This is a genomic window from Kocuria palustris (assembly GCF_016907795.1).
Classification (GTDB): Bacteria; Actinomycetota; Actinomycetes; order Actinomycetales; family Micrococcaceae; genus Kocuria; species Kocuria palustris.
Window position 1 is genome coordinate 1,985,757 of the sequence record NZ_JAFBCR010000001.1, and the last position, 13,585, is coordinate 1,999,341.

At 70.7% G+C, this 13,585-nt stretch carries 12 protein-coding genes; 9 read left to right on the forward strand and 3 right to left on the reverse strand.

Features of this window, described 5'->3' with window-relative positions; all coding sequences use genetic code 11:
- Positions 1-117 precede the first annotated feature (117 nt).
- Complete coding sequence (locus JOE55_RS08855) at positions 118-792, reverse strand: histidine phosphatase family protein (protein WP_204782673.1); 675 nt, start codon at positions 790-792, stop codon at positions 118-120.
- A gap of 62 nt (positions 793-854) precedes the next feature.
- Positions 855-2,312 (reverse strand): APC family permease, encoded by a 1,458-nt coding sequence (locus tag JOE55_RS08860; RefSeq protein WP_204782674.1) that lies wholly within the window; start codon positions 2,310-2,312, stop codon positions 855-857.
- Between the two features lie 116 nt (positions 2,313-2,428).
- On the opposite strand from JOE55_RS08860, the gene JOE55_RS08865 reads away from it, so the two are divergent.
- From JOE55_RS08865 to JOE55_RS08880, 4 genes are all read left to right on the forward strand, one after another.
- Positions 2,429-3,808, forward strand: coding sequence for an NAD-dependent succinate-semialdehyde dehydrogenase (locus JOE55_RS08865; RefSeq protein ID WP_204782675.1), 1,380 nt, complete (start codon positions 2,429-2,431; stop codon positions 3,806-3,808).
- 171 nt (positions 3,809-3,979) lie between these two features.
- Positions 3,980-4,315, forward strand: coding sequence for a rhodanese-like domain-containing protein (locus JOE55_RS08870; RefSeq protein WP_024289227.1), 336 nt, complete (start codon positions 3,980-3,982; stop codon positions 4,313-4,315).
- A 13-nt stretch (positions 4,316-4,328) separates the two neighbouring features.
- Positions 4,329-5,258 (forward strand): prephenate dehydratase, encoded by a 930-nt coding sequence (pheA, locus tag JOE55_RS08875; RefSeq protein WP_024289226.1) that lies wholly within the window; start codon positions 4,329-4,331, stop codon positions 5,256-5,258.
- A gap of 90 nt (positions 5,259-5,348) precedes the next feature.
- Positions 5,349-6,749, forward strand: coding sequence for a GntP family permease (locus JOE55_RS08880; RefSeq protein ID WP_204782676.1), 1,401 nt, complete (start codon positions 5,349-5,351; stop codon positions 6,747-6,749).
- A 25-nt stretch (positions 6,750-6,774) separates the two neighbouring features.
- On the opposite strand, the gene JOE55_RS08885 is transcribed toward JOE55_RS08880, so the two are convergent.
- A complete protein-coding gene (locus JOE55_RS08885) occupies positions 6,775-7,827 on the reverse strand; it encodes a diacylglycerol/lipid kinase family protein (protein WP_024289224.1) in 1,053 nt (350 codons plus the stop codon).
- 133 nt (positions 7,828-7,960) lie between these two features.
- Here JOE55_RS08885 and serS point away from each other — a divergent pair, with 133 nt between their 5' ends.
- The 5 genes from serS (at position 7,961) to JOE55_RS08910 (ending at position 13,541) form a co-directional block, all read left to right on the forward strand.
- Positions 7,961-9,262, forward strand: a complete 1,302-nt coding sequence (gene serS / locus JOE55_RS08890) for a serine--tRNA ligase (protein ID WP_204782677.1) — start codon at positions 7,961-7,963, stop codon at positions 9,260-9,262.
- 98 nt (positions 9,263-9,360) lie between these two features.
- Complete coding sequence (locus tag JOE55_RS08895; RefSeq protein WP_204782678.1) at positions 9,361-10,344, forward strand: HAD family hydrolase; 984 nt, start codon at positions 9,361-9,363, stop codon at positions 10,342-10,344.
- A 476-nt stretch (positions 10,345-10,820) separates the two neighbouring features.
- A complete protein-coding gene (locus tag JOE55_RS08900) occupies positions 10,821-11,462 on the forward strand; it encodes an ABC transporter permease (protein ID WP_006213616.1) in 642 nt (213 codons plus the stop codon).
- Positions 11,455-12,774 (forward strand): ATP-binding cassette domain-containing protein, encoded by a 1,320-nt coding sequence (locus tag JOE55_RS08905; protein WP_204782679.1) that lies wholly within the window; start codon positions 11,455-11,457, stop codon positions 12,772-12,774. The genes JOE55_RS08900 and JOE55_RS08905 overlap by 8 nt, the downstream gene beginning before the upstream one ends.
- Complete coding sequence (locus JOE55_RS08910) at positions 12,771-13,541, forward strand: ABC transporter permease (RefSeq protein ID WP_024289219.1); 771 nt, start codon at positions 12,771-12,773, stop codon at positions 13,539-13,541. Before JOE55_RS08905 ends, JOE55_RS08910 begins: the two co-directional genes overlap by 4 nt.
- The last annotated feature ends 44 nt before the right edge of the window (positions 13,542-13,585 follow it).

Genomic DNA, 13,585 nt, shown 5'->3' on the forward strand with positions numbered 1-13,585 from the left:
GTTCGTGGGCAGGATCCCTGGGTCGTCAGCCGGTGGGCGCGGATTCAGCTGATCGCTGTGTTCTGCCTCTCAGCCTAGGGGGTCTCGCTGACAGCACAAGGCTCCCCGGAGGAGGTCTCAGCCCTTGATCTCGGAAGGATCCAGGGGCTCGGCGGCGGGGCCGTCGTCGTCGGAGTCCACGGCCTTGGGGCCCAATGAGGCGTCCTGCCAGCTCAGCGCCGTCCAGGTGCTGCCATCGCCCTCGATCACGACCACTCCGGTGTTGCCCAGTCCCTCCCGCGCAACGAACGCGGGGCTGAGGTTCCGGCATCGCGAGGCGCTCCAGGCGCGGATCATGGCGCCGTGCGAGAACAGGGCGGCCGTCTGCACACCGGAGCCCAGGACCTCCTGCACGACCTCGTCGAAGCGGCGCAGGACGTCGTGACCGTCCTCCCCGGAGCCGGGAACTGCCTCGTGCATCCGGCCCTGCCCCCAGCCGAACACCGTGCTCAGGTAGGTGCGCACGGAGGCGTCGTCGCCGGCCATCTCCAGGTCCCCGGCTCCGATCTCGCGCAGGCCCGGGCGGATGGCGGGCTCGAGGCCCAGCGCGTCGGCCAGCGGCCGAGCCGTGAGCTGGGTGCGCACGAGGCTCGAGGCGTAGAGGGCTTCGATCCCAGCGCCGGCCAGGGCCTCCGGCAGCGCCTCCGCCTGCTGCCGGCCGAGCTCGGTCAGGCCCGGGCCGGGCTCGCTCGTGTCCAGCAGGCGCTGCACGTTGGACGGGGTCTGCCCGTGGCGGATCAGGTAGAGCCTCATGGCGGGCGGGGTCCTCTCGTCGGTGGTCGTCTCCACTCTACGGAGCGGGCCCGGCCGCGGGCTCAGCCGTCGCGGCGGCGCTGCAGGGCCGCCTTGAGCTCCTCCTCGGCCTCCGGGCCCGGGCGGATGCCGCGCGGCAGGCGCAGCATCAGCACGACGCCGGCGAGGAGCCAGACGCCGAGCATGAGATACGACTGCCAGGCCAGCGTCACGGAGATCGGGGGGAGCCCGGGGATGTAGACCAGCAGCAGGGCCGCGCACAGCACGGCGGCCACGGCCCCGATCACCACGCCGCCGCGCCCCTTGCCGCCGATGCGCAGCGGGCGGTCCATCTGCGGCTGCGTGCGCCGCAGGATCACGAACGTGACCGCCACGAGACCGTAGGTCAGCACGATCAGGGGCGAGCTGGCATCGACCGCCCAGTTGAGCATGGGGGCCCCGAAGAACGGCGCGATCGCCGAGAGCACCCCGATGAACAGCAGCGCGTTGACAGGAGTGCGGTGCCTGGGGTGCATCTTCCCGAACCAGCGGGGCAGCATCCCGGAGTTCGCCATGGCCCACAGCAGCCGCGAGGCGCCCATGAGGAACGCGATCCAGGAGGTGATGATCCCGGCCAGCCCCCCGGCGATCACGACCTTGCCCCACACGGCGCTGCCGGTCAGGGCGGCGAAGGCATCGGCGGTGACCAGCTTCAGCCCCATGAGCTCGGAGGCCGGCAGCGCCATGGACGTGCTGACGATGATCGCGACGTAGAACGCGACCGCCATGAAGACCGAGACCACCACGAGCCGGCCGATCTTCCGCGGCGGGATGTCGATCTCCTCGGCGGACTGGGGGATGACGTCGAAGCCCACGAACAGGAACGGCACCGCGCCCAGCACGGCCACGAACCCGACGGCCCCGCCGGTGAAGTGCGGCTGCAGGTTGGCCGGGTCGCCGCCGATCGCGCTGCCGCCCAGCAGCAGGACCGCCATGAGGATCAGGAAGCACACGACCCAGGTCTGGACCAGCCCGGCCAGCTTCACCCCGCGGATGTTGATCCACATGATCACGAGCGCTGCGATGGATCCGGTCAGCGCCCAGGTCAGGTGGACGTCGAAGCCCGTGATGCTCCACAGGCGGATCTGCTCGAGCCCGGGGAAGATGTAGGACGCGGTGGTGGGGGTCGAGACGGCCTCGAAGAGCACGACGGCGATGTAGCCCCCGGCGATGGCCCAGGAGCCGATCATCGAAGCTCGGGGGCCCAGGCCGCGCAGGAGGTAGTTGTGCTCGCCCCCGGCCTGCGGCATGGCGGCGACGAGCTCGGAGTAGACCAGCCCCACGAGCGCCATCAGGATGCCGCCGCAGATCATGGCCAGCAGCGCGCCCACCGTGCCGGCGCTGTCGATCCAGCCGCCCGTCAGGGTGATCCAGCCGAAACCGATCATGGCGCCGAAGCCGATGAACAGCGCATCCAGGGAGCCCAGCGCCTTGACGAAGGCCCCCTCCTGCTCCGGGGCGTCGTCTTGGTCCTTCGTCATCGACGTCCTCCTGGACTCGGGTGATCATGAGCTGGAGCACATCCTATGTTCAGCCGACTGCGAATCCTGGGGCGGCTCCATGGACCGAGCCTCAGGCCGCTCCCTAGGGTCGAACCATGACTGATTACGCCGTAGTGAATCCGGCCGACAACCAGAAGGTGCGCGAGTTCGAGGCGCACACCGACGATCAGATCCGCCAGATGCTCGACCGCGCCCATGCGGCGCAGCAGGCCTGGCGAGAGACCCCCATGCGCGAGCGCGCGGAGACCATGGCCGCGCTGGCCTCGCTCTACCGCAGCCGCAGCCGGGACCTGGCCTCGACCCAGGCCCGCGAGATGGGCAAGCCGCTGAGCCAGGGCATGGCGGAGATGGAGCTCGTGGCGAGCATCTACGACTACTACGCCGAGAATGCGGAGTCGTTCACGAAGCCCGAGGAGTACCAGGCCAGCACCGGCGGCACCGCCCGCGTGGAGCTGCAGCCCACGGGCACGATCCTGGGCATCATGCCGTGGAACTACCCGCACTACCAGGTGGCCCGCCTGGCGGCGCCGAACCTGATGCTGGGCAACACGATCCTGCTCAAGCACGCGGCCATGGTCCCCGAGTCCGCCCAGGTCCAGGAGGACCTCATGCGGGAGGCCGGGTTCCCGGAGGGCGTCTACCAGAACGTCTTCGCCTCGAATGAGCAGATCTCCGAGATCGTCATCCCGTCGCCGGTCATCCACGGCGTCTCCGTGACCGGCTCCGAGCGGGCGGGCAAGTCGGTGGCCGCGACCGCGGGCGCGAATCTCAAGAAGGTCGTGCTCGAGCTGGGCGGCTCCGATCCCTTCATCGTCCTGGACGACAAGGATATCGACCGCGTGGCCAAGGAGGCCGTGTTCGCCCGCGTGAGCAACAACGGCCAGGCCTGCACGAACTCCAAGCGCTTCATCGTGGTGGAGGAGGCCTACGACGCCTTCGTGGAGGCCTTCGCCCGCCGGGTGTCGGAGATCGAGCTCGGCGATCCGCAGGACGAGGGCTTCTTCCTGGGCCCGCTGGTCACCACCTCGCACCGCGACGAGCTCGCCGAGCAGCTGAAGGACGCCGTGGACAAGGGCGCCAAGGTCGAGGCCGGCGGCACGGTCCCGGACCGCGACGGCGCCTGGATCGAGGCCACCGTCCTCACCGGCGTCACCCCGGACATGCGCGCTTACTCCGAGGAGCTCTTCGGCCCGATCGGCGTGGTCTACAAGGTCCCGGACGCCAACGCCGCGATCGAGCTGGCCAACGACTCCTCGTTCGGGCTGGGCGGCATCGTCTTCGGATCCGACGTCGAGCAGGCCACCGAGGTCGCCCGGCAGATCGAGTCCGGCATGGTCTACGTCAACGGCCAGGCCGAGACCGCCCCTGACCTGCCCTTCGGCGGCGTGAAGCGCTCCGGCGTGGGCCGCGAGCTCGGCCCCTGGGGCATGCGCGAGTTCGCCAACATCAAGCTGGTGCACACGCCGAAGGCCTGATCCCCTCGGCCCTCACTGCGGCCCCCGCCCGGCTCGTGCCGGGCGGGGGCCGCTGCCGCGTCGTGTACCCCGATTAGGGTGAGGGGACGACGACGGGGCCGTGCGCGGCCCCGCGAGCCACCGCGCCGCAGGGGATCGGCCCCGGGCGCCGAGATGAACTGGAGGATCGCCATGGACAACGTGGACAACCTGCCCAGCGCCGATGTCACCGAGGTTCCCGAGGACGCCAAGGTCCTCGACGTCCGCGAGGACTTCGAGTGGGAGGCCGGGCACATCGAGGGTGCGCAGCACATCCCGCTGGGCGAGCTCTCGGCCCGCTACGGCGAGGTCCCCATGGACGAGGACGTCTATGTGATCTGCCGCTCCGGCGGCCGGTCCCTGAAGGCCACGGCCTTCCTGGCACAGAGCGGCTTCGACCCCATCAACGTCCTGGGCGGGATGGGCGCATGGGCGGATGCCGACAAGCCCATGGTCTCGGAGACCGACGACACCCCCTCGGTGAAGTGACGCCCCGGAGACCATGAGCATCGCGTTCCTGGGTCCCGCCGGGACCTTCACCGAATCGGCGCTGCGGCAGATCGAGCCGGATCCCGCCCATCACCTGCCGGTCGCCTCGGTCCCTGCGGCCCTGGCGGCGGTGCGCGACGGGCGGGCCGCCTCGGCGGTCGTGCCGATCGAGAACTCCGTCGAGGGCGGCGTGACTGCCACGCTGGATGCGCTCGCCGAGGGCACCGAGCTGCGGATCTGCGCGGAGATGCTCGTGCCGATCCGCTTCGCGCTCGTGGCGCTGAGGCCCATGGAGCTGTCCCAGGTCCGGGCCGTGGCCACGCACTCGCATGCGTGGGCCCAGGTCAGAGGCTGGGTGCAAGAGAACATGCCGGAGGTGGAATACATTCCGGCATCGTCCACCGCGGCCGGCGCCCTGGGGCTGCTGGCCTCGGGGGAGGCCGCGGGCTATGACGCCGCGATCTGCTCCCCGGCGATCCTCGCGGCCCATCCCGAGCTGACCGTGCTGGCCGATGACATCGGGGACAACCGGGCCGCCGTCACCCGCTTCGTTCAGGTGGCCGAGCCGGGCGAGCAGCTGCCGGAGCGCACGGGCTCGGATCGCACCACGCTCGTCATCCCGCTGTGGAGCGACCGCGCCGGCGCCCTGCTGGAGATCCTGGAGCAGTTCTCCACCCGCGGGGTGAACCTCTCGCGCATCGAGTCCCGGCCCACCGGCGCCTCGCTGGGGGACTACTTCTTCTCGGTCGATCTGGACGGTCACATCCTGGACGAGCGGGTCTCGGAGGCCGTGGTGGGCCTGCGGCGGATCTGTCCGACCACCCGGTTCCTGGGCTCGTACCCCAGGGCGGAGCAGGGCGTGACGGAGGTCGAGGGCCGGCACACGGACGGAGCCTTCCGCCAGGCGAGGGACTGGGTCCAGCAGCTGCGCGAAGGGCGCTGAGTCGACTCCCTTCCATCGGCCGGCAGGCGGATACGCTGAGCCCTTCGGTGCTCGATGACGAGCGCCCCGACACACGCAAGGAGCCGAGACATGGTCGAGGAGCTCGAGGGCTGGGAGCAGACCCTCACCGCAGGTCCGCTGCTGCTGATCGCCGCCGCGGCGATCGCCGCCCTGCTGGTGCTGATCATCAAGCTGAAGATGCACGCCTTCGTGGCGCTGATCGTCATCAGCTTCCTCACGGCGGTCGCCGCGGGCATCCCGTTCGGCGCGGTCGTGCCCGTGATGCTCGACGGCTTCGGCGGCACGCTGGCCAGCGTGGCGCTGCTGGTGGGCCTGGGTGCCATGCTCGGACGGCTGCTCGAGACCTCCGGCGGCGCCCAGGTGCTGGCCGAGAAGCTGATCTCGATCTTCGGCGAGAAGCGGGCCCCGCTGGCGCTGGGAGTGGCCTCCCTGCTGTTCGGCTTCCCGATCTTCTTCGACGCCGGCCTGGTCGTCATGCTGCCCGTGGTCTTCGCCGTGGCCCGACGACTCGGCGGCTCCGTGCTGATCTACGCGCTGCCGTCGGTCGGCGCGTTCTCCGTGATGCACGTGTTCCTGCCGCCGCATCCGGGGCCGGTCACCGCCTCCACGTTCTTCGAGGCGAACGTCGGCCTGGTCCTGCTCGTGGGGCTGGTGGCTGCGCTTCCGGCCTGGTACCTGTCGTCGTACCTCTTCAGCAAGGTCATGGGACGGCGGATCGATCTGCCCGTGCCCAGCATCCTGGGTGAGGCCGAGGCGGTGCAGAACCCGCCGAAGACGGGGACCGTGGTCCTCATCCTCCTGCTGCCCATGCTGCTCATCTTCCTCAACACGGGGCTGTCCACCCTGCTGAAGTCCGGGGCCATCCCCGAGGGCGTGGGGGAGCAGGCCTGGTTCCAGCTGCTGGTCTCCCTGGGTGCCACCCCGGTGGCGCTGACGATCTCCCTGCTGGTGGCGGCCCTGCTCGTGGGCAAGGCGCGCGGCGTCAGCGGCAGCGCGATCGAGAAGACCTTCGAATCGGCTCTGGGCCCCGTCTGCTCGGTCATCCTCATCACGGGAGCCGGCGGCATGTTCGGCGGCGTGCTGCGCAGCTCGGGCATCGGCGACGCCCTGGCCGACGTCCTCACCGACCTCGGCATCCCGATCATCCTGGCCGGGTTCATCATCGCCGTGATCATGCGCGTGGCCCAGGGTTCCGCGACCGTCGCGCTGACGACCGCCGCGGGCCTCATCGCGCCCGCGGTGATGGCCGCCGAACTCGGCGGGCTGCAGGTCGCAGCGCTCGTGGTAGCGGTGGCCGCCGGCTCCGTGGCGCTGTCCCACGTCAACGACTCCGGCTTCTGGCTCGTGGGCCGCTTCCTGGAGATGGACGTGCGCACGACCTTCAGGACCTGGACGGTGCTGGAGACGATCATCGCCGTGGTCGGCTTCCTGATCGCCGCGGCCGTCTACGGCCTGGCCGGTCTCCTGTAGCCCGCCCCGGCGTTCTGCGGAAGGCTCAGCGCTCGTCGTCGGCGCTGCGGCGGCGGTGGAAGTCCGCCTGGATCGCAGGCTCATGCTCGGGGTGGCGAGCCTGGGTGGCGTCGTCGATCAGATCCAGGGACTCCCGCGCCATCGTGGGCGGGACGCGCAGCGACAGGGCGCCGGGGATGGTCTCGGCCTCGAAGGCCACCACGTGGCCCACGGTGTCTCCGTCGAGCTCGCCGCTGGTGGGCTCGGCGAACTCGGCGCGCATCTTCCGGCACTCGTAGTGATCAAGCTCGGGCAGCGGGTGGCGGTGCTGGGTGATCACCTTGCCGGCCAGCCGCGCCCAGCCGAGCAGGTGGCGCGGGGCGATCACGACGACGTCCATCTTGCCGTCGTCCAGCTTGGCGCCGGGGACGAGCACGAGCCCGCCGGTCAGGGTCCCGCAGTTCGCGGCCATGATCGAGCGCACGCGCCGCGACTGCCAGGGGCCGTCGTCCAGGCTGAAGCGCGCCCAGGCCGGGGACATGAGGACCCGGCGCATCCCTGCCTCGCCGTAGGCCATCCATCCGATCCTCTTCTTGAGGCGGTCGCTCGTGTGCTCCATGATCTCGGCGTCGAACCCGACCCCGCCCATGACGCACAGCAGCTTCTCGTCCATGGTTCCGTCCTCCGATTCGGTGCGGAAGGCGACCATGTCGAGGGCCTTGTCCTCCCCGAACAGCGCGATATCCACGGAGTGGTGGATGTCATTCAGGTGGGCGCCCAGGTTGCGGGCCAGAAGGTTGCCGGTGCCCATGGGGATCAGCCCCAGCGGCGTCCCGGTGCCGGCCAAGACCTCGGCCACGGTGCGCACAGTGCCGTCGCCGCCGGCGGCCAGCACCACATCGGCGCCCCATTCGAGGGCCTCGCGGGTCATGGACGTGCCGGGGTCATCGGCCCGGGTCTCGAAGAACCGCGGCTGCGGCCATCCCGCCTTGCGGCAGGCCAGCGTGGTGTGGTTGATGGCATCGTCCGCCCCGGCCTTGATGGGGTTGACGACGACTGCCACGTGCTGGACGTGAGGCTGGTCCAGGGTTTCGGACACGGATCGGCTCCTGAGGCTTCGGCGGGGAGGCGGGTCGGGGCTGCGCAGCAGCCCGGGATCGCCCGCGAACGACCACCGTAGCGCGCCCGCATGACAGCGAGCCGGGGATGACCAGCTCCGCTACCCTGGCCGGGTGATCGATATCAACATGCTCCGCGAGAATCCCGACAAGTTCCGCGCCTCGCAGGCCGCCCGCGGCGCCGACGAGTCCGTGGTGGACCGCGTGCTGGAGGCGGACTCCGCCCGCCGCTCGGCCATCACCGAGTACGAGACGCTGCGCGCCGAGCAGAAGAGCTTCGGCAAGCAGGTGGCACAGGCCCAGGGCGAGGACAAGCAGCGCCTGCTGGCCGAGGTCAAGGAGCTCGCCGAGCGCGTCAAGGACGCCGACTCCCGCGCCGATGCCGCCCAGACCACGATCGACGAGCTGCTCAAGGCCCTGCCGAACCTGATCATCGACGGCATCCCGGCCGGCGGCGAGGACGACTTCACAGTGCTCAAGCACGTGGGTCAGCCTCGGGACTTCGCAGCCGAGGGCTTCGAGGCGCGGGATCACCTGGAGATCGGCGAGCTCGTGGACGGGCTCGACATGGCCCGCGGCGCCAAGGTCGGCGGCTCGCGCTTCTACTTCCTCAAGCGCGACATCGCGCGTCTGGAGACCGCGCTGCTGCGCATGGGCCAGGACCTGGCCATGGACAACGACTTCATCGCGCTGACCACCCCCACCCTGGTGCGCCCGGAGATCATGGCCGGCACCGGCTTCGACGTCGAGCACGACGACGAGATCTACCGCCTCGAGAAGGACGACCTCTACCTGGTCGGCACCTCCGAGGTCGCGATCGCCGGCTACCACGCCGATGAGATCATCGACCTGTCCGACGGCCCGCTGCGCTATGCCGGATGGTCGACCTGCTACCGCCGGGAGGCCGGCTCGGCGGGCAAGGACACCCGCGGCATCATCCGCGTCCACCAGTTCAACAAGCTGGAGATGTTCGTCTACTGCACCCAGGATCAGGCCGAGGCGGAGCACGCCCGCCTGCTCGAGTGGGAGGAGCAGATGCTGCAGGCCTGCGGGCTGTCCTACCGGGTGATCGACACCGCCGCCGGCGATCTCGGCACCTCCGCTGCGCGCAAGTTCGACTGCGAGGCCTGGATCCCCACCCAGGGCCGCTACCGCGAGCTGTCCTCGACCTCGAACTGCACCACCTACCAGGCCCGCCGCCTGAACATCCGCGAGCGGCTGGCCGACACCACGACCGCCGACGGCAAGGTGAAGAAGGGCGGGACGCAGATGGTCGCCACCCTCAACGGCACGCTGGCCACCACGCGCTGGCTCGTGGCGATCCTGGAGACGCATCAGCAGGCCGACGGCTCCGTCGTGATCCCGGAGCCGCTGCGCCCGTACATGCGCGGCCAGGAGGTCATCCAGGTGCGCTGAGCCCCTCAGGCGCCTGCTGGGTGAACGTCCCGTGAAGCGGCGGGTCGTCGTGGTGTCGGCCACGGCGGCCCGCCGTCGTGCTGTGGCAGGCTCGGGGGATGACTCAGACGCAGCGCGCCGACACCGACGATCGGGCTCACGACAAGCCGCACGACGCCGATGGCACCCTTCCCCAGCCCCAGGACCCTCAGCAGGATCCGCCCCACGCCCCGGATCACGGGACGGCGCCGTTCCCCGAGCCCGACCGCGAGCCGGTCGGCAGCGACTGGCAGCTGCAGGAGGGCGTGCGCTACCTCGTGTGCCTGGACGTGGACGGCACGCTCGTGGATCACGACGGACGCATGTCGCAGGCGGTGCTGGACTCGGCGCGCGCCGCGGCTGCAGCGGGGCACCATCTGGTGATCGCCACCGGGCGCTCGCGCGGAGCCACTCTGCCCGTGTGCGAGAAGCTCGGGCTGGAGTCCGGCTACGCCGTGTCCTCCAACGGGGGCATCACCATGCACCTGTCGAGCGAGCACGAGGACTGGTACCGCGTGATCGACGCGGTGACCTTCAACCCCGAGAAGGCGCTGCAGGCGCTGCGGGAGGTCCTGCCCTCGGCCAAGTACGCGATCGAGACCGCCGACGGCAGCTTCTACTCGACCGAGCGCTTCCAGGACGGGTCCTTCGGCATCGAGGCGATCCCCACGGACATGCGCGGGCTCGCCGAGCTCGACGCCGTGCGGCTCGTGGTCAGCAGCTCTGCGGAGGAGCCGGAGGACTTCGCCGAGGCCATCGACCGCTCGGGCCTGCACGGCGTGGCCTACTCCGTGGGCTGGACCGCATGGCTGGATGTGGCGGCCAACGGCGTCTCCAAGGCCAGCGCGCTGGAGCAGGTTCGTCGCCGCCTGGACGTCGATCCCGCCCACACGGTCGCGATCGGCGACGGGCACAACGACATCGAGATGCTCGAGTGGGCGGCCCGCGGAGTGGCCATGGGCCAGGCCCCGGACGAGGTCGTGGAGGCGGCGCGGGAGGTCACCACGAGCGTGTACCAGGACGGCGCCGACCGCATCCTGCGCTCCCTGCTGCCGCAGGGCTGAGCCGCAGCCCGGGCTCCGGACGAGCCGCTGCGCTGGCGCTGCCGCTCGCCGGCGGCCCCGGATCAGCTCGACGGCTCGGCCGCCGGAAGCGCCAGCTCCGGCAGCAGGCGGGCCAGGACATCCCGCATGGCGGTCTCGGGGCGCCGGGGGCCGCCGAGCCGAGCCGTGCGCTCATCGATCTCGCGCTGATCACCGCCGGGCCGCGGCCGTCGCGCCAGGCCAGCGGGGCCAGGCCGGCCTGCATGCCGGGTCCGGCGATCACGCTGCCGGGTGCGGCGGGAGACGGTGCGCGGGCCGGGGCGCCCGGCGGCCGCAGCATCGTACCCGAAGCTCTGAGATGTGGATCACAGGTCAGTGCGCTGATGAGCCAATCCGCGCAGATGAGCATTCACCCGCCTATGGTGAACGGGTCAGAGGGGCCCAGCCCATCTGCCGGTTCCGCCCCGGCAGCTCCCAGTCTCCGGAGGGACCGACCCGTGTCCGACTATCTCGCTGAGCGCTGGCAGGTGATCCTGTTCTCCAGCTGGCAGCACCTGTGGCTGGTGATCCAGTGCCTGGCGCTGGCCACCGTGCTGGCCGTCGCGATCGCGCTGCTGTGCTACCGCTCCCAGCGCCTGTCCGAGCTGGCCAACAGCGTCACCGCGATCGGTCTGACCATTCCCTCGTTCGCCCTGATCGGTCTGCTGGTCGCCCCGCTGGGCTTCGGCATCGCCCCGGCCATCGTCGTGATCACCTTCTACGCCGCGCTGCCGATCCTGCGCAACGCGGTCGTGGGCCTGGCCGGCGTCCCGGACACCGTCGTGGAATCCGCCCGCGGCATCGGCATGAGCCGGCTGTCCACCCTGCTGCGCGTCGAGCTGCCCATGGCCTGGCCGGTCATCCTCACCGGAATGCGCGTCTCGGGTCAGATGGTCATGGGCGTCGCCGCGATCGCGGCCTGGGTCCTGGGCCCCGGCCTGGGCGGCTTCATCTTCTCAGGGCTCTCCCGGCTGGGCGGAGCCAACGCTCTGGCCTCGGTGCTCACCGGCGTCATCGCCGTGATCGTCGTGGCCTTCATCCTCGATCTCCTCCTCGCCCTGCTGGGGCGCCTGACCACCTCGAGAGGTCTCCGTGTCTGATCCGCGCAGCTCCGCCCAGAACACCGCCCCCGAAGCCCGCTCCGAGGTCACCGGCGTCCCGATCCTGCTCGACGGCGTGACCAAGCAGTACGGCTCGCGCGCCAAGCCGGCGGTCGACCACCTGACCCTCGAGATCCCGGCAGGCTCGACCGTGATGTTCGTGGGCCCGTCCGGCTGCGGCAAGACCACGACGCTGAAGATGATCAACCGCCTGATCGAGCCCAGCCAGGGCCGGATCGTGATCGACGGCGAGGACGTCACGACCATGAACGGCGATGAGCTGCGTCGGCGCATGGGCTACGTCATCCAGGCCGGCGGCCTGTTCCCGCACATGACCGTGGCCGCGAACATCGGACTGGTCCCCAAGATGCTGGGGTGGGACAAGCAGCGGGTGGCCGAGCGCGTGGACGAGCTGCTCGATCTGGTCTCCCTGGACCCGGCGCTGTACCGGGACCGCTACCCCAAGCAGCTCTCCGGCGGGCAGCAGCAGCGCGTGGGCGTGGCCAGGGCCCTGGCCGCGGATCCGCCCGTGCTGCTCATGGACGAGCCGTTCGGCGCGGTCGATCCGATCACGCGCGCTCGTCTGCAGGAGGAGATGATCTCCATCCAGCGGGAGCTGCGCAAGACGATCGTGATCGTCACCCATGACATCGACGAGGCCGTGAAGCTCGGCGACTGGGTGGTCGTGTTCGACGAGGGTGCGCACATCCAGCAGTACGACCGCCCCGAGCGGATCCTGGCCGAGCCCGCCAACGACTTCGTGGCCGACTTCGTGGGCCGCGGCGCCGGTCTCAAGGCGCTGGGGCTGTCGCGCGTGCGGGACATGCCGCGCCGCGAGGCCGTGACGCTGACCCCCGAGGACTCCGTGCAGAGAGCTCTCGAGCGCGCCGGCAGCGCGGGCCACGAGCACGTGGTGATCGTGGACGGCTCCGGGCGCCCGCTGGCCTGGCCGTCGCTCGAGCAGCTGAGCCGGGCTCAGCAGCTGCCCAGCCGCCTGGATCCGGACCTGCCGATCGTGGGCGAGGACGCGACCCTCGAGGACGCACTGAACACCATGCTCGTCTCCCGGGTGGGCGCGGGCCTGGTGGTCGGCGCCCGCGGGCGCTTCGAGGGCGTCGTCGACCTGGACGCGGTCATGGAGTCGCTGCAGTCCCAGCGCACCGCGACCGGCTCGGGAGCGGCCCCCGTGGGCTCGAACGACGCCGACATCCGCGTCTCGCGCGACGACGACACCGGCGAGATCCGGGTCATCACCGAGGAGGACCCGGATGGCGGCTCGAGCGCGGCCGAGCCGGAGGAGGCCCGACGATGACGGCCGCGGCAGATCTGGGCAGCGCCTCCGGGATCCAGGCCGACCGGGGCCGGCTGCGCTCGCTGATCATCTACCCGGTCGTGCTGCTGGCGGCCCTGGGCGTGCTGATCCTGTGGCTGAGCCAGGCGGATCTCACGGAGACCGAGCTGGTCACGCTCGCACCGGGACCGCTGCTGAACGCGACCCTGGAGCATCTGCGGCTCACCGCGATCGCCACCGTCGTCGTGCTCGTGATCGCGATCCCGCTGGGCATCCTGCTGACCCGCGGGCCCATGCGGCGCTGGACCGGAGCGATCATGGCGATCGCCAATATCGGCCAGGCCGCCCCGGCCGTGGGCCTGATCGTGCTGTTCGCCATGTGGATGGGCTTCGGCTCCACCGCCGCGATCGTGGCGCTCGTGGTCTACGCGGTGCTGCCGGTGCTGCGCAACACCATGGTCGGGCTCGACTCCGTCGATCAGACGCTGGTCGAGGCGGGTCGCGGGATGGGCATGTCTGCGCTGTCCGTGCTGTGGCGCATCGAGCTGCCGCTGGCGGTGCCGCTGATGCTCGCCGGTATCCGGACCGCGCTCGTGCTGGTGGTCGGCACAGCCACCCTCGCCACCTTCGTCAGCGCCGGCGGCCTGGGCGTGGCGATCACGACCGGTGTGAACCTGGACCTGCCCCGAGTCCTGATCACTGGATCGGTGCTCGTCTCGCTGCTGGCGCTGGCCATCGACTGGCTGGGACGGGTGGTCGAGCACATCGCCCGTCCCGGGGGGCTGTGAGGCCGCCGTGGGCGATGTCGGCAAGCAGCACCAGAATCGGAGCA